The following is a 24,338-nucleotide window of genomic DNA, read 5'->3' as shown; positions in this document are numbered from 1 at the left end:
AACTCAAAAACTAATATTATATACAATGAAAAATATATTCAAATCGTTGATCGCAGCTGTCCTTATTACAGGCGGGTTTGCTTCATGTGAAGATGAGCAGGAGATAAAGTACTTATCGCCTGAAGGCTCATTCCAGATACTGTCTCCTGAAACAGGAGGGTCTATAGTGCTTAACGGAGATACCCCGGACAATCCGGGCCTTGCAATGGTATGGGAAGACATTTCATACGGAAACCCTACCGAAGTAAGCTACACGATACAGATAGATGTAACCGGAAATGACTTTGCCACTCCACGTGACATTGCTACCGTTCCCGGAGGGGCTACCTATAAGACCATTACCATGGCCGAGCTTAACAATGCCGCCCTTGCCATGGAACTGCCGGTTGATGAAGCCAGCTCTATCGACATCAGGGTAAAATCGTGGGTAGGCTCAAACGGTTCGATGGAGGCTTACTCTAACGTAATCACTTACATCATTACACCTTACTCTGTAACCATACCGGTACAGGACCTGTTCCTTGTGGGTGCAGCTACAGAGCACGGATGGAGCGAGAACGCTTTCAACGCACCTCTTTTCAGGGACCATGCAAACCAAAACCTTTACCGTTTTACAGGCTATTTCGCTGCTGACGGATTTAAAGTGCTTTCTAAGCGTGGCGCTTGGCACCCTCAATACGGTTCTGCATCAGCCGGCGTACTTGGCGTAAGCGGTGAAGACGGAAGCAACGAGCCGGGCCAGATTATGGTACCTGCCGCAGGTTACTACACTTTTACTATGAATACAGACGAAATGACTTACAGCCTTGAGCCATTTACAGTAGATCCTGTTACCATGCCTGTTTTCACCTCGGTGGGCATTATAGGCGCGGCTACCCCTGGCGGATGGGATAACGACACGAACATGACCAACACTACACAGCAGCCACACCTTTGGAGGCTGCAAACAGTTGCGCTCACAGCTGCTGCAGTGAAATTCAGGGCAAATGACTCGTGGGATCTTCCGGGCAACTGGGGTGCAGGGACAGCTCCAATACAGGGGCAGATGTCTGAAAATGGCGGCGACTTCCAGGGTGTAGTTATTGATGGCAACTATGAGGTGTGGTTTAACGACCTTGACAAGCGTTACATTTTCATAGAAAACTAAAACAATAAAAATAAAGGGCTGCTCGTCAGCCCTTTATTATCTTATATAAATTACCATGAAAAAATTTACAATACTATTTTTACTACTGGGCTTCATTGGCTTTGCACAGGTGACCACGAGTCCCTCCCCCGTACTTGCCGACCAGCCGGTAACCATATTTTTTGACAAGGCAGGCACGGGCCTTGCCGGCTACAACGGCACTATATATGCACACACCGGCCTTACCGTAGACGGTACCGACTGGAGCAACGTGGTTGGCTCCTGGGGATCGAATGCCCAGCCATCGCTTACACTGGTTTCGGGAACCACTTATAAGCTGGAGATCCCTACCAGCCTGTATGCATTTTACAACGTGCCTACCTCAAGCACCATTACCAAAATGTGGTTTGTATTCAGGGCGGCAGGTTCATCGGGGCCGCAAACCAACCCTGACATTTCCATAAACGTAGGGGCTTTCCAGGTAAACATGACCACACCGCTTGAAGACAGCACCACGCTGCTGGCATCGGGCGCAAACCTCAGCATAAACGCCAGCAATACAGGCGGGCCTGCAAATTACAACCTTATGTCGAACGGTGCGAGCGTAACTACGTCCAACAACGTTTCGACATTTACCTATACCCATTCCGGCCTTACTGCCAACCAGAACTATGAGCTGGTAGTAACACAGGGCACCAACGTGATTACGAAAAAATTTACTGCTGTTGTAAACCCCGGCAATGTTAACGCTACACTGCCTGCGGGAATGCGCGATGGCATCAACTACCATGCAGGCGATGCTACCAAAGTAACGCTTGTACTGAATGCACCGCTTAAAGACTACGTGTATGTAGCGGGCAGCTTCAACAACTGGCACCCTACATCGGCGTATGCCATGAAAAAAGACGGCACAAAATTCTGGCTGGAGCTGCCATACAGCTTTGTAGCCGGCGATAATCATACGTTCCAGTACTGGGTGGTCGACGAAACACCTGTTGCCAACTCACCGGCAATGGTAAAAACCGCCGACCCGTTCTCTACCCTTGTACTTTCGCCATTTGACGATCCTTACATCACCGAGGCGCAATATCCCGGCCTGCCGCAATATCCTGAGGGGCAGTCATTCGAAGTAAGCGTTATTAAAACAGGACAGGCGCCTTACAACTGGCAGGTGCCTGACTTTAACAGGCCTGCAAAGGAAGACCTTGTTATCTACGAATTGCTTATCAGGGACTTTAACACCGAAAAAACGTGGCAGTCGCTAAGCAACCAGATCGGCTACCTGAAAAGCCTCAACATCAACGCCATCGAGCTGATGCCGGTAATGGAGTTTGAAGGCAACATTTCGTGGGGCTACAACACCGCCTACCACATGGCGCCGGATAAAGCTTACGGTACGCCCGAATCGATGAAGGCATTCATCGACCTTTGCCACCAGAACGGTATTGCCGTAATACTCGACGTGGCGCTTAACCACGTGTATGGCCGCTCTCCGCTGGCTCGTATGTGGGTAAATGACCCTGACGGTGACGGTTTTGGAAATACGACTGCCGAAAACCCGTACTGCAACGTAAACGCCATGCACTCCTACAGCGTTGGTACCGACCTTAACCACCAGTCGGACCTGACACAATACTATGTAGAAAGGACCATTGAGCACTGGATTACAGAATACAACATAGATGGTTTCCGTTGGGACCTTACCAAAGGCTTTACGCAAAACTGCCCTAACAGCGATGGCTGTACCAACGGCTACCAGGCCGACCGTGTAGCCATACTGAAAGAATATGCCGACATGCAGTGGGCGCTTGACCCTGACTTTTATGTGATATTTGAGCACATGGGTACCGGCAGCGGGCCCAATAGCTCGGCAGGTGAGGAGACCGAATGGGCCAACTACCGCGCAGGTGAAGGCAAGGGCATCATGCTATGGGGCAAGCTTACCGACCCATACAACCAAAATACCATGGGCTATGCCAGCGACAGTAACTTCAACTCGATCGATTTTGAGAACAGGGGCTACCAGCAGCCGCGCCTTGTAGGCTTTGCCGAAAGCCACGACGAGGAAAGGCTGATGTACAAGAACCTTGAATATGGCGCAAACTCCGGCTCCTACAATGTGAAAGACCTTGCAACTGCACTCAACAGGCAAAAAGCGCTTGGCGCGGTATTGCTTACTGTTCCGGGACCAAAAATGATATGGCAGTTTGGCGAACTGGGCTATGGCTTCAGCATCAACCGCTGCGAGAATGGCACCATCAACTCCGATTGCCGTACCAACCCTAAACCTATACCTTTTGAGCTGGGCTACCAAAACAATGCCGACAGGATGGCTGTTTACGGTGCATGGGCAAACATCATTGAACTAAGGATGCTAAACCCCGTTTTCCATACCAATACATTTACCGTGGCATCGGGCAACCTGCTGCCAAGGATAGACATCTGGAACGAAAGCATCCCGACAACACAATTGAGGAATGTGATCGTACTTGCCAACTTCAACACTACGGCACAGAACGTGAATACCAACTTCCCGCTTGCAGGAACATGGCATAACCTTGTAGATGGCTCTACCATTGCGAGCACGGTAGCAAGCATACAGCTGCAGCCGGGCGAATACAGGATATTTGGCAACCAGCCGCCTGTAGTACTTGGACAGGAAGAGTTTGCCGCTGCAAAAGTTTCGCTATATCCGAACCCGGCGAACAGCCAGTTCAGCCTGAGTGCTGCGGCTGCCAAAGTAGAAGTATATACTATCACCGGACAGCTGGTTAAAACCTTTGGCACTACAGAAGCCAACACGTCATTCGATGTTAGCGGCCTTGGCGCGGGTATGTATCTTGTTAAGATTACAGATACAGCCAACCGCCAAAGTACAGCCAAGCTTATCAAAGAATAGTTTTGAGTTAGTTTTTATAAGTTAAGTTTCTGAAGGCCTGCTTATCTAATGCAGGCCTTTTGTTATAACTGCCTTACCTTTACACAATGAAACATCTATTTTCCAAATTACATTATTCCATCCTGCTGTTGCTTTCTGCAATGGGTATGTTGGCACAAAACACCAATGTCCAGTTCCAGGTGAACATGAACCACCAGGTGACGCTTGGCAATTTTAATCCTGATACGCAAACTGTGGATATCGCGGGCTCCTTCAACAACTGGGGTTCCCCTACCACAGTGCTTTCCGACACTGATGGCGATGGCATTTATACCGGCAGCGTAAGCCTCACTATCGGTTCGACCATACAATTCAAAACACGCATCAATGCACAATGGAACGGCACCGAGGAATTTCCGAATGCGGGCCCTAACCGGGTTTATACAGTAATGCAAAACGGCGTGGTAGCCTACTGGTACAATGATGTGCTGCCGCCCAATGTGCTGGACATACAGGCCGAAGCCAGTGCCTATGTGGTACAGCCGGGCCAGGCAGTGCAATACTTCGACCTCTCTGCCGGGAATCCTGTTGCATGGGAATGGACAATGCCGGGCGCAACCCCTCAAACATCGGCACTGCAAAACCCTGTGGTTAGCTATGCAGCACCCGGAAACTATAATATAACGCTCACGGTGACCAACATCGAAGGCGAATCGACCTCGCACACGTTCACCAATTTTATTCGTGTGGATGCCATGCAAACGCACTGGTGGAACGACCGTGTGTTTTATGAGGTATTCATACGCAGTTTCCGCGACAGTAATGGCAACGGCATTGGCGATTTGCAGGGCCTCATTGATAAGCTGGATTACCTTAATGATGGCGACCCTAATACCACTACCGACCTGGGCATAACCGGTATCTGGCTCATGCCGGTGCAGCAGTCGCCCTCGTACCATGGGTACGATGTATCGGATTATATGACCGTGGAGCAGGACTATGGCAATAACCCCAAGTTCATTGAGTTCATGCAGGCGGCACACGCACGCGGCATAAAGGTGATCATTGACATGGTGATGAACCACACCAGCGACCAGCACCCGTGGTTCGTATCGAGCAAGAACCCCGCCAGCGACAAGCGCGACTGGTACATTTGGGAGGACAACAACCCCGGTACACCCGGACCGTTTGAAAATTACCCTTGGTATGCCTATAATGGCGACTGGTATTATGGTGCGTTTTACGGCGGCATGCCCGACCTGAACTTTTATAATCCTGAGGTGCACGAAGCCTTTGAGGAAATAGCCGAATTCTGGCTGAACGACATGGGCGTGGACGGCTTCAGGCTGGATGCCGTAAAGTTCCTGCATGAAAATGGCACATCGGTGCAAAACACGCCCGAAACCATTGCCTACTGGCAGGAGTTCCGTGCCTTCTACAAATCGGTCAAACCGGATGCCTTTGCCGTAGGCGAGGCCTGGGACCTTACCACCATTGCATCGCAATATGTAAACAACAACGGCCTGGACTACTGCTTTGAATTTGAGCTTGCCGACGCCATACTGAACGGCCTGACCAGCGGCAATGCGACCGACCTGGGCAACCAGATGGAAGAAGTGATGAAAGCCTACCCTTTCCTGCAATTCGGGACCATACTGGGCAACCACGATACCAACAGGGTAATGAGCGTTTTTAACAACGACATAGCCAAAATGAAAGCTGCCTCGGCCCTGTTGCTTACCCTGCCGGGCATACCCTACATTTATTACGGCGAAGAGATAGGCATGACCGGCATGAAGCCCGACCCTAACCTGAGGACACCAATGCAATGGACCGGGACCGCGGGCGCAGGGTTTACCAACGGCACACCGTGGATGGCCATAAATGGAGATTATACCACCAAAAACGTAGCGGCACAGCAAGGCAATACTACCTCGTTATGGCACCATTACCGCAACCTTATTTCGATGAGGCATAGTGAGGATGCGCTGACGAAGGGAACTTTTAAGGCTGTCAAGGCATCATCGTCTGCCGTGTTTGCGTTCCTGAGGCAGTATGAAGGCGAGAATGTACTGGTTGTAGCCAACCTGGGGAGTGCAGCGCTGAACGATGTTACCATTTCTATGCCGGCCGCCGGAGTAACACCGGGCAGCTATGATGCTGAGGAAATGATGGGGGGCCTGCCCCTGGCTATCACCTTTGACGGCAATGGCGGCCTGGACGATGCTGCCCTGAATGCCCTGCCTGCACGGAGCGTTTCGATTTATAAGTTCCAGGCGCCACTGGGCACGGAGGACAGGAACATCACTGCAACGAGCCTCTACCCTAACCCGGCAGGCAACAGCTTCAGTTTTACTTTGGCGACCGAAAAGGCCGATGTTTATTCGCTGGCCGGCCAGCTGGTAAAAAGCTACGGCGCTGCCAGTGCCGGAACAGCGCTTGACATCAGCAGCCTTGCGGGCGGGCTTTACCTGGTAAAGGTAACAGATGCCTCGGGAAGGGTAAGTACGGTAAAGCTGGTAAAAGAGTGATCCCTGCATTGAAATAAATCAGGGCAATTTAAATAAACCCGCACAATAACAAAATTTACAATCCGTTTTATTTAAATTTGTAATCTGTTTTGAAATAACGTTTTAAACCAAAAAGAGATATACCATGAATTTCGCAAAGAAACTATCGCTTATCGCACTTTCAGCTGTACTTTTTGCAAGCTGCAACGACAAATCTAAAGACGGTAATGTGGAAGGCACTGAAAAGGACAGCACAGCTGTAGACAGCATCAATAAAGAAACTGCCGCCAACCTGGAGACCACCAGCTTTAAAATTGACGGCATGACCTGCCCAACGGGATGTGCTGCCATGATCGAGAAAAAACTGGCCGGCCTTGATGGCGTAGGCGAAGCCAAAGTAGACTTCGAAAAGAAAACGGCTACCGTATCATTCGACGCTGCAAAGCAAACCCCTGAAAAGCTTGTTGAAACTGTGGAAGGCCTGGCAGACGGCGCCTACAAAGTTTCTGAAGTGAAGTCTTCAGGCGACAAGGCCTACTTTTCTGTAGAGCAGGAAAAAGAGAAGAAGAAAGAAAAAACGGCCAAAAAAGAGAAAAAATCTAAAAAAGGAGGCGATAGCAAAGCCGGCTGCGGCACTGAGAAAAAAGGCGGCTGCTGCTCAGAATCAGCTAAAAAATCATGCGGCGGCCACGCGTAACCGTATTGACAAATCATATGAAAAGCATCCGCCGCGGCGGATGCTTTTTTGCTTTCTTTGATTATAGCCGACACAACAATGAGTCACTGCCTTTGCGAGGAGGAACGACGAAGCAATCTTTCCTGTGAACGCCTGACATAAACACAAAGACCGCTTCGTCGTTCCTCCTCGCGGTGACAACCGGATTACGTATGGAGTAATTCGTCTAAAAATCCAACAATCCAATATTTAACAATCACCCCCGCGTCCAACACTCCGTTACATGGTCGTTTACCATGCCCGTAGCCTGCATGTTGGCATAGATGACCGTTGAGCCTACAAACTTGAAACCACGCTTTTTCATGTCCTTGCTTATTTTGTCGGACAAAGGTGTTGTAGCGGGCACCTGCCCCATTGAAGCGGGTTGGTTGTCTATGATTTTGCCTTCGGTGAAATCCCAGTAATATTTGGAAAAGCTGCCGAATTCCTCCTGAATCTTCATGAATGCCTGCGCATTGGATATGGCCGAAAGCACCTTGAGCCTGTTGCGGATGATGCCGGGATCCTGCAGCAGTCCGGCAATCTTGTCATCATCGTACCGGGCAATTTTTTTGTAATCGAAATTGTCGAATGCTTTTGCAAAATTTTCCCGCTTGCGAAGGATGGTAATCCAGCTCAGCCCTGCCTGGAACGTTTCCAGCAGCAGGAACTCAAACAGTTTATCATCGTCATGAACGGGGCGTCCCCATTCCTCATCGTGGTATTTTTCGTAGAGCGTGTCACCCACGCACCACCTGCACCTTATTTTGTCTGCCATTGTATTATTCAAATTGGTTGTATAACAGGTTCTGCATATCTGCCGCCGTGATGGTTTGCGCGCGGCTGTTGTACTCGTTTAGTGTCTGGTCGATTATGCTCTTCTTGTATTTTTCAAGCTCATCCTCATCGATGATCTCTTTCGTCTCTATCCGGCGGTAGGCGTGGGTATCCATGCTGCCGTCTTCGTTTTGGAGGAAGGCGACCGCAGCCAGCTCATCAATATCTGCGTCATCATCTTCGGGGTCTTTTGCTGTAACCCTGAAGAAATAGAAATCGGCTTTGAAACCATAATAGGGAACTGTTTTCTTTTCAAGGAACTCCAGTTGCTTTTTGTCCTTTTTCTTGTTGTTGAGTATGTAGATGGCCGACGCGGCTATGTCCTGCCCGCCCACTTTCTTTACCAGGTTTTCCTTTTCGCTGATATTGCCGATGTTGTATACCGTAAACAGGGTTTCGGGATCTTCCAGCAGGGGTTGCAGGGTTTCCGGTGTAATGTTGTTTTTTACTATGTCGAGCCTTGCCAGTTCGAGTGTTTCCTGCTTCGATTTCATCTCCTTTACAGCCTTGAAGAAAGGCTTTATGTCCTTATCATTGCGGAAAGGGTACAGCAGGTTAATGTATCCGGTAAGCTGGTTATTGACATTAATATATCCGTAGTATTCATCTACCTCTTCCTCCTCCGCGCCCATGCGACTTTTGGCACGCTTTAGCTCAAGCTTGGCGCCGGTAAGCACCATTTTTTTGAAGGGCTTTACCTTGCCGGGCTTTATGGCCTCTTCGCTAAGCAGGCCTGCAACGAAATCGACTATGGGCGCGTGGTATTCCGGCACACTGAAAAACTGGAAGATGTCCGGCATCAGCACCTGCGAATTTTCCGGATCAACGCTAAAGCCGGCAAAGAGTCCCGAAACATCGTATTCCCTGTCCGAAAGTGGCAGGTCGTACTCCAGCAGTTCCAGCAATTTTTTGTACCCGGCCCGGCTCTTCTGGCCGGTAAGCGCATTGAGCAGCATGAACTGTTCCGATGCTTTAATCCCCTCCTTTTTATATTGCTTTTCAAGGAACGGGATTACCGAGGGGTGCTGTATTTGACCGATCTTGTTGTATAACCCCTGTACGGAATAAGATTCATCGGTTTTGTATTCGAATCCTTTCAGGAACTCCATCATCGCGGGCAGGTCCTTTTCGCTGATCCTGAGGTTCAATGCCGAGCGTATCGCTGACCTCCTGATGCTGTCATGTTCGCTTTTGGTATCTTCGATAAAACGCGCCACCCGGTCGTAATCGATGCCCTCTTCCACTTTATCGGTAAAGGCAAACGAACCAAATACTTTCTCTATTTCACGGTCGTCGTTTTTGTAGCCTTTCTCCACCAGCGTGCTTATGTCATACTTAAAGCCATTGCGGTAATAGTAGCGCTGTTTGATGGCCTGTTCCGAGTTGTCCTGTTCCAGAAGGAAATCCCACTGCGAATAGCCCTCCTCTTTATTATTGGTCATCTTCTCTGCGGTTATCCTTTTCCTGCTGTCTTTCGAGATGCGCTTCCATATCTTTTCGGGCCATGTGGACGGTGCCACCCCTTTCCTCCCCGCAAGCGGCAGTGCATATTCATCATCTTCGTTATAATAGTAATCATTTTCGGCAACCGTGTTTCTACGGATGTCAGCCCAAACCGAATCTGCAGGCTTCAGGGCTTCATAGCGGTGGCCCTGGCTGTAGCTCACGTCTATTTTCCTTCCCGAAGGCAATACGAATGATACGCTGCCTGATTCGGCTATAAAATAGTTAGTATCCTCGTCGTCGTCCGCCATGCCATGGTAGTTGAACACAAAATCCAGGCGTTCGTTTTCGCGTTTGGGGATTGCGACTGTGAATTTTCCAATCGTATCGGCATAGGTCCGGAAATCGTCGCGGAAAGCCTCTTTCTCTATGGCAAAGGAATTGAAGAACTTCTCCGTATCGGCATCTGCCGCACCCACAGTGCCCATCAGGTAGTATTTTGCCCCATGAATAACCGATTTCAGGCGGATGTCCTTACTGCCCACCTTTGCGGAAGACAGGAATGCCAGCGGCTTTTTATCAAAAGCGGTATCAGTGCTGTCGGCATCAAAATTGGCGTAGAACTCATAATGCATGCGCTGCAGCTCAAAGCGTGTGTCCTCGGGGGTTGCGTAATCGAACGTTTTTTCGGTAATGAAGTAAGCCGCGCCATTATCATAACCCACCATCTGCACATCTTCGGGTGTATAGGACTGCATGTCGCCGTAAACCGCCCTGTTTTCCGGCAACGACACGCTAAAGCCGCCACGTGCCGGGGCCGCTTTTGTCCATTTGCCGGTCATTGTTTTAAACGTAATGTTACTGAAAATATCATTCTCGAACTGTCGCACATAATTCCCCTCACCCGACATGATTACGGTAATGACCTCCAGCGGGGTAATGTAGTAGCGGTAGCGCTGGGCATTGCCTGTGCGGGTGGTGCTCTTTATGTCGTAGTACGGATAACTGCCCTGCGTGTAGAATTTCTTCTCCAGTATCTTGCCCTGCACATTTTCGTAGAAGAGGCTGTCCAGCGATCGATGGTCAAAGGGTTTGTTGTCCTTTTTGAGGAAATCGGCCAGCAGGGTGCGCTTCAGGGTAATGTAACCCCCGTTGGCAAGGTCGGGCGACTCTGTCATGGCCCTGCTTTCCATCACCTGGTTAAAAAGCGGCAGGGTTACCATGCCATCGGGTGTGGTGTACTGCCTGTAGGAGGGCTTAACGTAGTAGGCTTCTATCTGCTGTTTCTTCTCCAGCCCTTTCTCCCCATAGGTATCAAAAACAGGGGTCACGGTAAATCCTTTTTTGCGCAGGGCCTCAATTACGCCATTCTTCCCCGGAAGGTGTGCCGCCCCCACAGCCGCAAACAGGCTTCCTTTTCGCGAAAGCGAGTCGATTGATGCGGCCATGACCCCGTTGCGCTCATAAAGCAATGCCTTCAGGTAGTTTTCGGGTATTGCCAGCACCATGAGCGAGTCGATCATGTCCAGGTCCTTCTCGCGGTAGTAGTGCGTCAGGGCATCCTGGTACGACATGTTTTTCAATGCTTTTTGTATGGCGGCCCGGTTATTTTCCAACGGCTTTACGCTCGTAGGGTCTACCTTCATAATGGTAAGCACCGAGGTTTTCGCATCCTCCAGCCCTACAGATATTTTATTGTATTTGCGGCCGGTGCGGTAAATGAACATATCCAGGTAGGTATCTTCCTGGTTTTCGATGTCTGTTTCATCAGTACGCGACAACAGGCTGTTCAGCGAATAGCTGTTGCTGCTGAAGAGCTTCCGCAGGCCATCCTTGCCGACCGGCTTAAAATAGAAGCCCGAATACCCCATGGAAAGGTAGTACGGCCTTTGCTGCGACATCATCCCTGTAAGCTCTCCCCAGGTAGCAGGGTCGCTTTCCCCGGCCACCATGTCGGCATTGAGCAGGTGCGTAAAAAAAGCGTCGCTAAGGTTGTACGACACTTTGTTGCTCACGTGCATGGAACCATACAGGTACGATTTCTTTTCCAGGCCGTTGCCTGATATTTCCCATAGGAGGCTTTGGTATTTCTTTTCCTGTGCTGATAATGAGGCTGCCGCAAAGAGCAGCAGTAGGGCTAATCTTTTCAATGTGTGGATTTTCAGGGTATTCGGAGTCAAATATACTATAGTTTTTGAAGCAGGCAGTGATTACCGGCCTTCTTTCAGGTTTTCAAGCTGCGGCCCGTCATCAGGCTTCATGTGTTTGCCGATGATGGCATGCCCGAGGTAGATGGCGGGCGTAAGCAATATGGCGATGGCAAGCTTTACGGCATATCCGGTAAGCCCCGAGGCGATGTAGGTTTCGGTGTCCATTTGCCCTGTAGCCCAAAAGGCGATACCGAGTACTATGAACGAGTCGAAAAACTGCGATATGACTGTCGATCCTGTACTGCGCAGCCATATCATGCGCTTTCCGGTCTTTCGCTTCACGAAATGGAATATGGTTACGTCAATGAGCTGCGACACAAGGAACGCCGTGATGCTCCCTACGATGATCCACATGCCCTGCCCGAATACCGAGGAGAACGCACTGTCCTGCACTCCCATGCCTTTTACAGCAGGAATATTCAGCGCGGCCCAAAGCACAAAAAAGCAGTAGGCAATAAGCCCTGCCGTAATGTACGACAGCCTGCGCACGCCCTTTTCGCCAAAATACTCGTTGATAAGATCGGTGGTAATGAACACCACCGGCCATGGCAATATCCCTACGCTCATTGGGACGGAACCTACGTAAATGAGCTTGCCGCCAATGAGTTCGGCCACTACGGCATTGGTAATGAAAATGCCGGAAAGTATGGTAAATATGGTCTGTCTTTTGGTTAAAGGCATGAAATTACGGGTGTATACCAAAAGTAGTGAAAATTTACAATTATGGTATGTGGTAAATGACGGATTAAAGCTTTACTTCTTTTGCTGTCCTTTTAAAATCCTCGTCATTTACATCGGTCACCATAATATAGACTTTATTGCCCTCTTTATAAACCAGGCTTTGCACCTCTTCGGCGCTTATCTCATCACAACCGGTAGGCACAATAAACGGTTCAAAAAGCTGTTGCCACTTGCCATCGCGGAAAGTATAGGTCGCCATGGTATACACGCACCCGTTCATGGGAGCCTGGAAAACCGACAGTTCCGCGGCGCCGTCGCCATTGAGGTCGCCTTCGCCTACAGGCATCGGATTGCAGCATCCAACGGCGAGATCCGGCAGCGTTTTATTGTCGAATGTTATGGTGAATTTGCCGGGCGTGCCATCTTCAACAGGATTTCCCGAACCTTCCACAACGGGTACAGTTATTTCATCATCCGGTTTGCCATCGCCGTTAAAGTCCCACAGACTTACATCAACGCTTTCATTAAATTCAGGGGAAGCCTCAGATGGAACTGGGGCAGGTTTTTCGGTTATGGTTTTTGCAGCCTCTTTTTTGCATGAGATAGCTGATAATAACAGAAACAGGATAAGGAAGATATTTTTCATAGGGTTAGCCGGCTATGTGGATTGCTCTCGTGATGTTTGCGATACTTCCCGGACTTTCCCAATCAGTATCATTACTATAAGCAGGGAAGCGTATAGCCACTCCATTTGCCAAAGCCGGAATATAATTACCCCAAGGATACAATCGCCAATGAATACCATAATTTTTGAGGCAGTAATCAGATTTCCCTGCACCTTACCAGAAAATCGTACAAATACTTTTTTCCACAGTCTTTCCAAAAAGCTTTTCAGCACATAAATTGCCACAAGCCCGGCTACCAGTAAAAGTATTGCGCTGGCAGTACCCAATACCGATGTTATGTCCTGAGCCGCATAGTACAACAGGTACATCACAAAAAGTGAAGCGGCTACGACAAGCGCCGGCCTGAGATACCTTTCCCATATGTGCCTTAGAAATTCCTTCCTGTCCATATATCAAATATAGAAATAGTTTAGTCACATCGTCGATTTATATTTTAGAAAGGGGTGTCGACTAAAATTTAATAAAAATATTCATAAAGAACCCTGTAATTTATAGGGGTAAACTTTTTATATTTACAAAAAATAAAATTTACCATCATGAAAATAGGGGTCCCACAGGAAATAAAGAACAATGAGAACCGCGTAGGGCTGACTCCGGCGGGGGCGTTCGAACTGGTAAATTACGGGCATGAGGTTTTCGTGCAGGAGTCGGCCGGAATCGGCAGCGGCTTTTCCGATGAGGATTACTACGAGGCAGGAGCCGTATTGCTGCCCACCATAGAAGCTGTGTATGCCATGGCCGACATGATCGTAAAGGTAAAGGAGCCCACCCCTTACGAGTACCCGCTCATCAAGCGCAACCAGGTGCTGTTTACCTATTTTCATTTTGCATCCAGTGAGGAGCTTACCCGTGCCATGATCGCCAGCAAAGCGGTGTGCATTGCCTATGAGACCGTGAGCGATGAAGACGGCTTCCTCCCGCTGCTTACCCCAATGAGCGAGGTGGCAGGGCGCATGGCGATACAGCAGGGCGCGAAATATTTAGAGAAACCCATCAAGGGCCGCGGCGTACTGCTGGGCGGCGTTCCGGGGGTACCCCCGGGCAAGGTGCTGGTGCTGGGTGCCGGCGTTGTAGGCATACAGGCCGCAAAAATGGCGGCAGGGCTTGGCGCACACGTGACCATACTCGACATCAACATGAAGCGCCTGCGGTATGTGAATGACATCATGCCGAACCACGTGGTGACGGAGTTCTCCAGCGTGTTCAATATCAAGAGGCACATTAAAAACCACGACCTGATCATTGGAGCAGTGCTGATACCGGGAGCCAAGGCCCCCAACCTCATTACCCGCGAGATGCTGAAGGAAATGCGCCCGGGTACGGTACTCGTAGATGTGGCGGTAGACCAGGGCGGATGCTTTGAGACCACGCGCCCGACAACGCACGAGGAACCCACCTATATCATCGACGATATTGTGCATTACTGTGTGGCCAACATGCCGGGCGCGGTGCCGTATACCTCGACACTTGCACTCACGAACGTTACGCTGCCATACATACTAAAGCTCGCCAACCTGGGGTGGGAAACGGCCTGCGAAAAATATCCTGACCTGGGCCGTGGCCTGAACATCGTAAAAGGGGAAGTGCTCATTGAAGAGATTAAAAAAGCGTTTGCAGAGGTTGATTTGTTGATGGGGTAATGAGTTTATTTATTGATGGGTTTATTGTGGATTTGGTTATTTGGTTATTTGTTGATTTGGAGAAGCATTCAGGATAGCGACTTAAAAGCGATTTGTTATATATGTTTGTTTGTTTGGCCCGGCAACGGGTAAAAGAAAACCCCGCCTGTGAGAAGCGGGGTTTTTGGTTATTTTATTCCTGCGATTATTTGAGCCGGGGTTTTCCCATTTAAAACAAACGGTATGTCCGGCACAAGCTTATTGAAAGCTGACTTTCCTGCGGGCCGTATCCATTCTTTTACACCAAATGCAAAATTCAGCTGCGTGTTTGGCGTACTGAAAACCACCAATTCGCCAAAATGATTCGGATGCCCTTTACGCGGTGTTTCGCCCACCAGCTTTGCGAGCTTATTATCCTGCACTATTGCGGCAAACATTATAGCGCTCGAAAAGGTGTGTTTTCCAACTACAATGTAGGTTATGCCTTTAAACCGGTTGGCTTTTTTTTTCGGGATAATCTTCTCCTGCGGCATTTCCATCACAGTGCCATCGGCCAGCTTTTCGTATTTGCTGTCAAATAGGCCGTTACGTTTCATATAATCCACATATTCAGCACTTTTCTTCCATTTTCCGCTATATGTCCTATAAGGCTTGCCTGAAAAATAATCGATTAGTTTACGCCCGACGGCAGAATTACCCCCTCCATTGTTGCTCACATCTATAAACAGCCGTTTTACCTTGTCTCTTTTTATGAGTGTGAAAATAGAATCGAGTTTACCATCCCATACTTCCCCGGTCAGCTTGCTATTAATGCTGAAAGAATTTACGGTTAAGTACCCGGCATCTTCCACTTTTTCATACTGCATCAGCGGGTTGCTTTTTTTTACCGGATTTGTCTTGCTGTAGTTTTGACGGAATTCATCCCAAGGCTGGCTTTTTACAAGTACCTGCTTGCCCGACCGGAACAAGAGCTGGTAATTGTCTTCAATGAAATAGCAGAATTTCGGCAGGTACATCCATAGCCTTTCAATGGCTATAGGCTTGCTCTCGTCCGGCGGGCCGGGCACGAGCCTTGCGCAATTTTCCGCCAGGTCTGCAGCAGCAATCCCGTTCAGTGAAATTAATTCGTCCCCCGGCGTGAGATCGTGCGGACTGTAGTTTTCCGTAAGGATGATCTTATCATTTTCGTACTCAAACCGGAGCGGGAATACCTTAAAATTATTTTTAATGCTGTCGGTAACGCAATAGTCATTCATGCCACTGTGTTCGTCGTTAAGGCTTACCATAATGGGAGCTGCGGCAAAATAGAAATCCCGCTGGGTCATACTGTCCTTTAAAGCAGCCTTTACAGTACTGATTTTTTTGGCAAATTCTTCCTGCGTGATGCCGGTATAGGGATTTATATGTGCGTTTTTGATTTTTTCATACATATAATCAATATCCGCCGCAACTTCTTGTTTACTGAATTTGTGATGGTATAATTCGTTGCATACGGGTTGTGCGGGCACTGCTATCGGAAAAAGGAGGACAAAAAAGTATAACAGGTTCTTCATATTCGTGTTTTTAGAAAAAGACTCTGAAAACCTCTCTTTGTTACAGTAAACAAAAACCCCCGGAACTTTTCAATTTCGGGGGTCCTGATATGATAAAAAAGGTTTACTTATGCAAGTGCAACCCTTTTGAAACCTGTAACAACAAGGCCTGCATCAACCGGCAATAAGACAAGCATTTGGATTTTTAGTAATCGCGGGTAAGGGTTTTTAGCTCTAGAAATATACCTGTATTAGTAGGAAGGGAGACTTTCTCTACATTGTGAAGCGAGGAATCATTTCTAACAACTCTATAGGTTAGAGGCTTATCTGCTCTAAAATGTTGGGGCACATAAAATGCACATTCATCGCAAGGCTTTTCAGAAGCAAGTTCCAAACAAATATAAAACCTATTCTTTTTTATATTGTAAGATGCTACATTAACTGTAATGTTTTTATGCCAGTCATTCCCTGCCTCAATGACAATTATAAGCGGCTTTTCATTTATTTGGATTAAATTCCCGTTTTCACTTTCTTCATAAAATGTTAATTTATACTCCGTACGCATTACACCTAACTTCAGCGCATCTCGCTCTACATCTAACCTGCACATTGCTGCAAAATTAAATTTCAACTCCTGTAATATCCCATAAGGTATGCTATCAACAAGATAAAATAACGGACTGGAACCTGAGTTAAAAAGGGCAATTTTATTTACAAATTTTGATTTCTTATTACCATATTTTATCGTCCTTTCTTTAGGCTTTTTCTTTACATCTTCTAAAATTTCAACATCTTTTAGTTGAATTGTATCCTGTGCATTGCATAAACAATATCCAAATATAAAAAAGATGATTACTGTAACATATAACTTTCCTTTCATAATATATTTTGATAAAGGGCTACGTTGTAAAAACTTTACGTAGCCCTATTTTATAGATCAAGGACAATCAACAACTTGTTGGTAGTCTGTACTACTCCATGTAATCCAAAATCTTTTTTTCTTTATGGTACAATTTTTATAGCAATGCTGCTCAAGTGTCAGTGGATCGGTCTCAACCTGAGTAGATCCACAACCCGGAATATCTCCCCAAAAATTATCTCCAATTTCAACGATGACCTCTACAATCACATACCAACCCCTGGATTGAGCTTCGGGAGCATTGCCTAGCTCAACAAGCGTTATAAGGTTGCCTTTTATTTCGGTGAACACAGGATCTTCATCAAGATCTTCGATAACATCCATCTCTTCAGTTGCCATATCAACCATTTTCATTACATGATTGGCATGGTCGATGTCAATGAATCCAACAGGCTCGTTATCTGCTGCATCAGATACCAAATAGCCACGTGCCTCAGTATCAGTTCCAACCGTTACTGCCCTGATAATGTAATCCCTGTCCTTATCGGACGTTTCAATACTATCCGTAAATACGAAAGTCGTACCGTAAAAATTGCTGATATAGTCGTTAACATCAGCCTGATAGATCCTATGCGCAGAAGCAGTATTATCTGTAGCTGTCGACACACCCTCTTCGCTTGAACACCCAACAATTACTGAGGCACCGATTAGCAAAACCGAAAAATAAAAATACTAATTTTTTTCATTTTGATAAAATTGATTTGTTAATAATCAATAAGTTAACTTATCATTTTCTGTTGGCAACATCTCAAAGTTCGAATTTTTAAAATAATGTTGTATATATAAAACAAAAACCCCCGAAACTTTTCAATTTCGGGGGTCCTGATATGATAAAAAAGGTTTACTTATGCAAGTGCAACCCTTTTGAAACCTGTAACAACAAGGCCTGCATCAACCGACTTCACATACTCGCTAACGCTAAGTTTGTTGTCTTTGATGTAATCCTGATTCACAAGGGTGTTGTCTTTGAAGAAACGGCCCAGTTTACCTTTTGCAATGTTGTCAAGCATAGCCTCAGGCTTGCCTTCCTGGCGAAGCAGGTCTTTTGCGATTTCGATTTCTTTTTCGATGGTAGCAGCATCAACGCCATCTTCGTTAAGGGCGATAGGAGCCATAGCGGCAGCCTGCATGGCCACGTTGCGTGCAGCTTCCTCAGCGCCTTCAGCGTTGCCTGAAAGGCTTACCAAAGTAGCGATCCTGTTACCTGCGTGGATGTATGAGCCTACGAATGCGCCTTCAAGCCTTTCGAAAGCACCGATCTCAATCTTCTCACCGATAACACCTGTCTGCTCCGTAAGTTTTTCTTCAACGGTAAGGCCATTATAGTCTTTTGCAAGAAGCTCTTCTTTAGTAGCGCTTTCAAGGGCAAGGGCAGCAAAGTCGTTAGCCATTTTCACGAACGATTCGTTTTTCGCAACGAAGTCAGTTTCACAGTTAAGCGATATAACAACACCGGCAGTCTTGTCAGCATTTACCACAGCGATAACCGCACCTTCAGAAGATTCGCGGTCAGCCCTGTTAGCAGCTACTTTCTGTCCTTTTTTACGAAGGATCTCGATAGCTTTGTCAAAATCGCCTTCAGCCTCAACAAGGGCTTTCTTGCAGTCCATCATACCGGCACCGGTAATGGTACGTAGTTTATTTACTTCAGCAGCAGTTATGTTTGCCATTTTAAGTCGTATTTAAATTTGTTGTTTTTTTAATAAATAATAAAGCCGTCATACCGATAATGCTTCAAAAATAAACATTACCCTGCACAACGGCTTTACTGTAATGTTAACTTATTCCTCTGTAGCAGCAGGTGTTTCCTGCGCAGGAGCTTCAGCAGCCGGGGCAGCTTCCTGTTTAGGGGCAGCTACCGGGGCAGCAGTTTCATTGCCTTCTTCAGTGAAATCATCTTTGTCAGATTTCCTGTCAGAAAGGCCTTCAACTACAGCACCTGTTACAAGGGCAAGTACTTTTTCTATTGATTTAGAAGCGTCATCATTTGCAGGGATAACATAGTCAACCTGACGTGGGTCAGAGTTGGTATCTACCATTGCGAAAACCGGAATGTTTAATTTCTGAGCTTCTTTTACTGCGATGTGTTCAGCCTTGATGTCTACTACGAACAACGCGGCAGGAAGCCTTGTCATGTCGGCAATAGAGCCAAGGTTTTTCTCAAGCTTAGCACGAAGACGATCTACCTGAAGGCGCTCCTTCTTAGATAGCGTGTTAAATGTACCGTCTTTCTTCATCTTATCAATAGAAGCCATTTTTTTAACAGCTTTACGGATAGTAACGAAGTTTGTAAGCATACCGCCCGGCCACCTTTCAGTGATGTAAGGCATGTTGGCAGCAGTTGCTTTCTCGGCAACGATGTCTTTTGCTTGTTTTTTTGTGGCTACGAAAAGGATTTTTCGGCCTGAAGCAGCGATCTTTTTAAGGGCTTCGTTAGCCTCTTCGATCTTAGCTGCGGTTTTATACAGGTTGATAATGTGTATGCCATTACGCTCCATGTATATGTAAGGGGCCATGTTCGGGTCCCATTTCCTGGTCATGTGTCCGAAGTGTACACCTGCTTCCAGTAAGTCTTTAACTTCTACTTTATTTGCCATTTTTGTAATAGTTTACGTTCTGTTGAGTAAGCAATGGATAAGTGGCGAAATGTTCGGCCTTGCCCATTTAGATGCTAAACTAACCCCTCGCCTCAGCGGGGCAACAACAACTTTTGTTTTTAAATTTTTAATCAAATCCCTTATGGTAAGGGCATTCAGAATATTAACGTTTAGAGAACTGGAATCTCTTACGGGCTTTCTTCTGGCCGAATTTCTTACGTTCCACCATACGTGGGTCCCTTGTCAATAGACCTTCAGGCTTAAGGATGCCGCGGTTCTCAGCATCAACCTCGCACATAGCGCGGGCGATAGCCATACGTACAGCTTCAGCCTGTCCTGTGATACCACCACCGTATACGTTTACTTTTACGTCAAAGCTCTCAGCGCTGTTCGTCATAGAAAGCGGCTGGCGTACTTTGTACTGTAGCGTAGCGGTTGGGAAGTACACTTCAAGTTCTTTTTTGTTTACCGTGATCTTACCTGTTCCTTCAGAAAGGTAGATACGGGCAACAGCAGTTTTCCTCCTGCCGATTTTGTGGATAGTTGCCATTTACTTTAGATCGTTTAAGTTAACGGTTTTAGGCTTCTGAGCTTCATGCTTGTGGTCAGCGCCTACATATACATTTAAATTGCGGAATAGCTCAGCGCCAAGTTTGTTCTTAGGCAGCATTCCTTTTACAGCTTTCTCAACAAGGATAGCAGGGTTCTTGGCCTGTACGTTCCTTGCGGTAAGCGTCCTTTGTCCACCAGGGTAACCTGTATGACGCATGTAGATCTTGTCGTCAAGTTTGTTACCTGTAAGGTTGATCTTCTCTGCGTTGATAACCACTACGTTATCGCCACAGTCAACGTGCGGTGTATAATTTGTTTTGTACTTACCCCTCAAAAGCATCGCAACTTTAGAAGCAAGACGGCCCAAATTATGACCTTCAGCATCGACAACGATCCACTCTTTCTGAGCAGTCGCCTTGTTCGCCGAAACTGTTTTGTAGCTTAATGTGTTCACAATAAATTATTTTAATTAAACATTCCATCCCCAATAAAGGGGTTGCAAAAGTACAATTAATTCTTAGAAATTCAAATATGAGATAAAATTATTCTGTAACGAATGAATTTTAACCTGCGGAGTACTGCAAAGATAGGGGTTTAATGGAACAATTGGGCAATTGCTTAATGGGATATTGCCCACGGACTGCTTCAATTTAGTTAAGCCGATTGATATTCTCCTTATCTTAGTACAATACTTTACACCAGGTTATGAAAAAGCTCACCGCATTTTTACTGTTATTATGCCTTGGATGCACTAAAAATACTTCTGTATCAAATCTTGAGGGTACCTATGCGTCTCCCACAAGAAGCAAACTCAATGTTGCATTGGGAAAATTAAAGGGCGAATCATACCCTTCATTTGATACGCTGCAATTAAATGCTGACTCAACTTGTGTTTTCCGGAATTGCGCAATGGCAATGAGTGGCAATTGGAAAACTTCAGGCGATTCAGTACTCGTATACTATAATAAGAAGCGATTTAATATCGACAGCCTCAACACAGACCCAAAATATATTGAGTTCCTAAAATGCGATTCAATTCCGTACCGCTTTAAGATAAGCCGGAATGCAAATTCATTAACATGGAAAATGAAAACCAACGAAGGCACAACAATAGTTAATAGATTAATACGGCAATAACTACCCTTAAACCATCACCTTTATTTGTAACAGATTGCTTCACCATACCTCCTCGCAAGGACTGCGCGTGTAAATAGCATGAGTGGATTCCCCCTTCGGGGGTCAGGGGGCTTATAACGGCCGCAGCGTATTGCTATACGTTACTGTAAAAGGCGTTTTCGAGCCGGGGTTCTTCATGATGTAAATGAATTTGTGCTTTTGTGCCTCCTTCGCCTCAATCACTACCTCATGATTGTCTGATTTATCATAAACCGTCGTGTCCATTGTATTGTCAATGCGGGCCTTGTCGGCAATGCCGGTCTTGAGGTTGGACAGGGCATAGCCGCTGTACAGCTGCCCTTTTGCATTGGCCACCGCCATCTTTTCGCCCTTAAAGTTCTGCGTGAATATGATTACCGAATAGTTTGCACCCGTAGCCTTTAATTCCTTCAGCACTGCCGCTTTTTCTTTTGCCGAGGCCGACCTGAAATCGTCCTTGTACTGCACCTTTGCCACCCTGGCCTCTTCCCCTGCAGATGCCGTTTTGGCGCTCTTGCACATTATGAAAAGCATGGCTATACCTATAATAAAGAGTATCTTTTTCATTCCCCGTCATTTTTTAATCAACCTTAAAAATACGATTTACCCTTTGTAAATGCGACAGGTTTATGATTGTGATAACAAAATTGGGTACACTCAAACGCGCATACTCAGGCATGAAAATTTTTTCGGCAAGAGTTTTACGTCACGTCACCCTCTCCTTTGGAGAGGGCCGGGGTGAGGACTATTCGGCATGATGCAAAAAAAAAGCTCCCCGCAATGCGGGGAGCCTTGTATAAAAACAATTAGTATGCCTTATTGGAAATCAGCAGCAGTTACGCCTTCGTTGATCTTGGCCTCATTTACTGTAAGGTCAAGCTCGATGCCGATGTTCATATTGATCTTGTGCGGAAGCTTGATGCCTTTTACTTCTTTGTAGTCGCCATAGTAGGTGTACAGCGTCATTTTCTGTCCGCCCGGCCCTTCCTGCTCGTGCGCTTCAGCAACCTTAAGGTTGGTAGCCACATCATAGTAGTAGGTATCCGTACCTTTTTTAACCGCATAAGCATCTTTGCCGTTGATGGCTTCGATAGCTGCAACGCTCACACCCGGATCAGAAGCCATTGTAAGCTCTTCAAACGGAACGGCAGTCTCTTTGTTCTCTTTGAACTCATCGGCTTCCATTTCCATTCTCTGGCCCTGCTGTACGCTGTAGCCGCTCTTATCGCCTACAACCTGCTTGAACATTGAGCCCATGCCGGCAACAGTAATTTCCACAGCCTGCTTCTTGTCAGAAGATACTTTGCTGGTAAATGTTACCGCCATGCCCTGTACCGTAGCCGACGATTTTGTAGATACAGTCTTAACTGCCCTGGCTGCCTTCTCGCCGCCTATCGCCTTAATATAGCCGTCAAGCACCGTTTTGGCAGTTACGCCTGCCGGCACCGGCTTGTTCATTACCGGCTTTTCAGTCGGCTTACCGAACTTATCAAAGTACATGATCGGCATTTTCCTGCTCTCAAGGCCCGGAAGCACGTCGGCTGCCTTACCTACGATAACCACCCTTGAGTTATCGGCAGAGAAATATTTCTTCGCAGCATTCCTGATGTCTTCAGCAGTTACGGCGTTGATGTTCTTGATATAGTTCTCGAAGAAATCTTCAGGAAGCCCCTGTGTCTGCGTAAGCAATGCATAACGCGCTACAGTACCCGGCTTCTCCATGTTCATTACAAAGTTTCCTATGTATTTTGCCTTGGCATTCTTAAGGTCTTCCTCGCTAACAAGGTCAGTCCTCATGTTCTTGATCTCGTTGAATATCTCTACAACAGCACTGTCGGTAACCGTGTTCCTTACCGAAGTTGAAGCAGAGAAATCGCCAACATACTTATTGCCACCTATTGAAGAGTAAGCACCGTATGTCCAGCCGTGTTTCTCACGAAGGTTAAGGAAAAGCCTTCCTTCACCGCCACCGCCAAGAATCTGGTTGGCAAGAAGCGTAGCGAAGTATTCTTTGTCCGTCATTTTAAGGTTGGATATGTTTACAACTGAAATTTCAGATTGTACCGCATTCGGCATGTCTACAAAGTTGATTTGCGAGTACTGAACGTCTTTAGGGTCGCTGTAGCTCACGTTAGGGGCAATGCCCGGCTTCCATGCGCCGAAAAGCTTCTCCACCTGCTTTTTCACATCCTTGAACTTCACGTCACCGGTTACAACCAGGTAGGCTTTACCGGGAACAAAGTACGTTTCATAGTTCTCACGTACATCTTCAAGAGTTACATTGTTCAGTGTCTCTTCGCTCAGGTATTCGCCGTTCGGGTGGTTTTTGCCGTACACAAGTACATTATTCACCCTGGCCGCTACCGATGTTACGCTCTTCTCGTCCGCCTTAAGGCCTTCAAGTATCTGCGCTTTCTGCTTGTCAAACTCTTCCTGCGTGAATACCGGGTTAAGGGCGCCATCGGCCATCAGCTCCAGTATCCTGTTGGAATATTTCGAAAGGCCGCTTGCATAAGCCGACTGCGAGCCGAAGCCTATGTTCGCGCCAAGGAAGTCAACTTCCTCGTTGAACGCGTCTTTCGACATTTTCTTTGTACCGCTTCCCATAAGGGCAGACGTCATGTCGCTCACACCTTTCTTGGAACCTTCCGCATAAGGGGCATTGTCCATGGTAAGGCTGTACGATACGCGTGGCAGCTTGTGGTTTTCCACTACAAGTACCTTAAGCCCGTTCTTTAGTGTAAAGGTTTGCGGCTTGCCTACGTTAACAGTTGGCGACGGCCCCGGTTTTGGCATCGGCCTGTCTTGCGCCTGAACGGCAACGGTTAAAAACAAACCGGCTAATAGATATATAACTTTTTTCATCGTTTTTCTGTAT

Annotated in this window: 20 protein-coding genes; 6 read left to right on the top strand and 14 right to left on the bottom strand. The window is 47.1% G+C overall.

The annotated features are described in order from the left end of the window. Nucleotides 1-25: 25 nt before the first annotated feature. The 4 genes from OGH69_RS04450 to OGH69_RS04435 all read left to right on the top strand — a co-directional run bounded on the left by OGH69_RS04450 (nt 26) and on the right by OGH69_RS04435 (nt 7,211). Nucleotides 26-1,147 carry a SusE domain-containing protein gene (locus OGH69_RS04450; protein ID WP_265173244.1) on the top strand — a complete coding sequence of 374 codons (1,122 nt, stop codon included), beginning with the start codon at nt 26-28 and terminating at the stop codon, nt 1,145-1,147. Between the two features lie 55 nt (nt 1,148-1,202). Further along, complete coding sequence (locus OGH69_RS04445; protein WP_265173243.1) at nt 1,203-4,025, top strand: alpha-amylase family glycosyl hydrolase; 2,823 nt, start codon at nt 1,203-1,205, stop codon at nt 4,023-4,025. 86 nt (nt 4,026-4,111) lie between these two features. Continuing rightward, nucleotides 4,112-6,535 (top strand): alpha-amylase family glycosyl hydrolase, encoded by a 2,424-nt coding sequence (locus OGH69_RS04440; protein WP_265173242.1) that lies wholly within the window; start codon nt 4,112-4,114, stop codon nt 6,533-6,535. Between the two features lie 124 nt (nt 6,536-6,659). Then, nucleotides 6,660-7,211: a heavy-metal-associated domain-containing protein gene (locus OGH69_RS04435; protein ID WP_265173241.1), complete on the top strand. Its 552-nt coding sequence runs from the start codon at nt 6,660-6,662 to the stop codon at nt 7,209-7,211. A gap of 235 nt (nt 7,212-7,446) precedes the next feature. On the opposite strand, the gene OGH69_RS04430 is transcribed toward OGH69_RS04435, so the two are convergent. The 5 genes from OGH69_RS04430 to OGH69_RS04410 all read right to left on the bottom strand — a co-directional run bounded on the left by OGH69_RS04430 (nt 7,447) and on the right by OGH69_RS04410 (nt 13,475). Beyond that, complete coding sequence (locus OGH69_RS04430) at nt 7,447-8,007, bottom strand: DNA-3-methyladenine glycosylase I (protein ID WP_265173240.1); 561 nt, start codon at nt 8,005-8,007, stop codon at nt 7,447-7,449. Between the two features lie 4 nt (nt 8,008-8,011). Then, nucleotides 8,012-11,659, bottom strand: coding sequence for a TraB/GumN family protein (locus OGH69_RS04425; RefSeq protein ID WP_265173239.1), 3,648 nt, complete (start codon nt 11,657-11,659; stop codon nt 8,012-8,014). Nucleotides 11,660-11,719: 60 nt separating this feature from the next. Beyond that, entirely contained in the window at nt 11,720-12,400 is a 681-nt protein-coding gene (locus tag OGH69_RS04420; RefSeq protein ID WP_265173238.1) for a queuosine precursor transporter, read from the bottom strand. 64 nt (nt 12,401-12,464) lie between these two features. Next, nucleotides 12,465-13,046, bottom strand: a complete 582-nt coding sequence (locus tag OGH69_RS04415) for a hypothetical protein (protein WP_265173237.1) — start codon at nt 13,044-13,046, stop codon at nt 12,465-12,467. Nucleotides 13,047-13,058: 12 nt separating this feature from the next. After that, nucleotides 13,059-13,475 carry a hypothetical protein gene (locus OGH69_RS04410; RefSeq protein WP_265173236.1) on the bottom strand — a complete coding sequence of 139 codons (417 nt, stop codon included), beginning with the start codon at nt 13,473-13,475 and terminating at the stop codon, nt 13,059-13,061. A gap of 147 nt (nt 13,476-13,622) precedes the next feature. Here OGH69_RS04410 and ald point away from each other — a divergent pair, with 147 nt between their 5' ends. Beyond that, a complete protein-coding gene (gene ald, locus OGH69_RS04405; RefSeq protein WP_265173235.1) occupies nt 13,623-14,726 on the top strand; it encodes an alanine dehydrogenase in 1,104 nt (367 codons plus the stop codon). Between the two features lie 167 nt (nt 14,727-14,893). On the opposite strand, the gene OGH69_RS04400 is transcribed toward ald, so the two are convergent. From OGH69_RS04400 to rplM, 7 genes are all read right to left on the bottom strand, one after another. After that, the gene (locus OGH69_RS04400; RefSeq protein WP_265173234.1) at nt 14,894-16,258 is read right to left on the bottom strand and encodes a S41 family peptidase; all 1,365 of its coding nucleotides are present in this window, start codon (nt 16,256-16,258) and stop codon (nt 14,894-14,896) included. Nucleotides 16,259-16,442: 184 nt separating this feature from the next. Continuing rightward, a complete protein-coding gene (locus OGH69_RS04395) occupies nt 16,443-17,117 on the bottom strand; it encodes a hypothetical protein (RefSeq protein WP_265173233.1) in 675 nt (224 codons plus the stop codon). Between the two features lie 57 nt (nt 17,118-17,174). Beyond that, nucleotides 17,175-17,762 carry a hypothetical protein gene (locus tag OGH69_RS04390; protein ID WP_265173232.1) on the bottom strand — a complete coding sequence of 196 codons (588 nt, stop codon included), beginning with the start codon at nt 17,760-17,762 and terminating at the stop codon, nt 17,175-17,177. Nucleotides 17,763-18,001: 239 nt separating this feature from the next. Continuing rightward, on the bottom strand, nt 18,002-18,826 hold the full coding sequence (gene tsf / locus OGH69_RS04385) for a translation elongation factor Ts (protein WP_265173231.1): 825 nt from the start codon (nt 18,824-18,826) through the stop codon (nt 18,002-18,004). A gap of 111 nt (nt 18,827-18,937) precedes the next feature. Next, nucleotides 18,938-19,753 carry a 30S ribosomal protein S2 gene (gene rpsB, locus OGH69_RS04380; RefSeq protein ID WP_265173230.1) on the bottom strand — a complete coding sequence of 272 codons (816 nt, stop codon included), beginning with the start codon at nt 19,751-19,753 and terminating at the stop codon, nt 18,938-18,940. 163 nt (nt 19,754-19,916) lie between these two features. Further along, complete coding sequence (gene rpsI / locus OGH69_RS04375; protein ID WP_265173229.1) at nt 19,917-20,303, bottom strand: 30S ribosomal protein S9; 387 nt, start codon at nt 20,301-20,303, stop codon at nt 19,917-19,919. Further along, complete coding sequence (rplM, locus tag OGH69_RS04370; protein WP_265173228.1) at nt 20,304-20,759, bottom strand: 50S ribosomal protein L13; 456 nt, start codon at nt 20,757-20,759, stop codon at nt 20,304-20,306. A gap of 251 nt (nt 20,760-21,010) precedes the next feature. Between rplM and OGH69_RS04365 the strand changes: the two genes are divergently transcribed. Further along, nucleotides 21,011-21,442 carry a hypothetical protein gene (locus OGH69_RS04365; RefSeq protein ID WP_265173227.1) on the top strand — a complete coding sequence of 144 codons (432 nt, stop codon included), beginning with the start codon at nt 21,011-21,013 and terminating at the stop codon, nt 21,440-21,442. 111 nt (nt 21,443-21,553) lie between these two features. Here the strand turns inward: OGH69_RS04365 and OGH69_RS04360 are convergent, their stop codons facing one another. Together OGH69_RS04360 and OGH69_RS04355 are read right to left on the bottom strand one after the other, a co-directional pair. Further along, a complete protein-coding gene (locus tag OGH69_RS04360) occupies nt 21,554-22,027 on the bottom strand; it encodes a hypothetical protein (RefSeq protein WP_265173226.1) in 474 nt (157 codons plus the stop codon). 249 nt (nt 22,028-22,276) lie between these two features. Then, nucleotides 22,277-24,325, bottom strand: a complete 2,049-nt coding sequence (locus tag OGH69_RS04355; protein WP_265173225.1) for a M16 family metallopeptidase — start codon at nt 24,323-24,325, stop codon at nt 22,277-22,279. Nucleotides 24,326-24,338: the final 13 nt, after the last annotated feature.

Source organism: Flavobacterium sp. MFBS3-15 (genome assembly GCF_026107645.2).
Lineage (GTDB): Bacteria > Bacteroidota > Bacteroidia > Flavobacteriales > Flavobacteriaceae > Flavobacterium.
Note: the sequence above shows the minus strand (reverse complement) of the source record. Positions and strands in the feature narration are given on the sequence as shown.

Coding starts and splice junctions, on each gene's coding strand:
- OGH69_RS04430 (WP_265173240.1), bottom strand. CDS start 8,007: ATGGCAGACAAAATAAGGTGCAGGTGGTGCGTGGGTGACACGCTCTAC.
- ald (WP_265173235.1), top strand. CDS start 13,623: ATGAAAATAGGGGTCCCACAGGAAATAAAGAACAATGAGAACCGCGTA.
- OGH69_RS04365 (WP_265173227.1), top strand. CDS start 21,011: ATGAAAAAGCTCACCGCATTTTTACTGTTATTATGCCTTGGATGCACT.
- OGH69_RS04400 (WP_265173234.1), bottom strand. CDS start 16,258: ATGAAGAACCTGTTATACTTTTTTGTCCTCCTTTTTCCGATAGCAGTG.
- OGH69_RS04420 (WP_265173238.1), bottom strand. CDS start 12,400: ATGCCTTTAACCAAAAGACAGACCATATTTACCATACTTTCCGGCATT.
- rpsB (WP_265173230.1), bottom strand. CDS start 19,753: ATGGCAAATAAAGTAGAAGTTAAAGACTTACTGGAAGCAGGTGTACAC.
- OGH69_RS04450 (WP_265173244.1), top strand. CDS start 26: ATGAAAAATATATTCAAATCGTTGATCGCAGCTGTCCTTATTACAGGC.
- tsf (WP_265173231.1), bottom strand. CDS start 18,826: ATGGCAAACATAACTGCTGCTGAAGTAAATAAACTACGTACCATTACC.
- OGH69_RS04415 (WP_265173237.1), bottom strand. CDS start 13,046: ATGAAAAATATCTTCCTTATCCTGTTTCTGTTATTATCAGCTATCTCA.
- OGH69_RS04395 (WP_265173233.1), bottom strand. CDS start 17,117: ATGAAAGGAAAGTTATATGTTACAGTAATCATCTTTTTTATATTTGGA.
- OGH69_RS04435 (WP_265173241.1), top strand. CDS start 6,660: ATGAATTTCGCAAAGAAACTATCGCTTATCGCACTTTCAGCTGTACTT.
- OGH69_RS04445 (WP_265173243.1), top strand. CDS start 1,203: ATGAAAAAATTTACAATACTATTTTTACTACTGGGCTTCATTGGCTTT.
- OGH69_RS04355 (WP_265173225.1), bottom strand. CDS start 24,325: ATGAAAAAAGTTATATATCTATTAGCCGGTTTGTTTTTAACCGTTGCC.
- OGH69_RS04360 (WP_265173226.1), bottom strand. CDS start 22,027: ATGAAAAAGATACTCTTTATTATAGGTATAGCCATGCTTTTCATAATG.
- OGH69_RS04440 (WP_265173242.1), top strand. CDS start 4,112: ATGAAACATCTATTTTCCAAATTACATTATTCCATCCTGCTGTTGCTT.
- rpsI (WP_265173229.1), bottom strand. CDS start 20,303: ATGGCAACTATCCACAAAATCGGCAGGAGGAAAACTGCTGTTGCCCGT.
- OGH69_RS04410 (WP_265173236.1), bottom strand. CDS start 13,475: ATGGACAGGAAGGAATTTCTAAGGCACATATGGGAAAGGTATCTCAGG.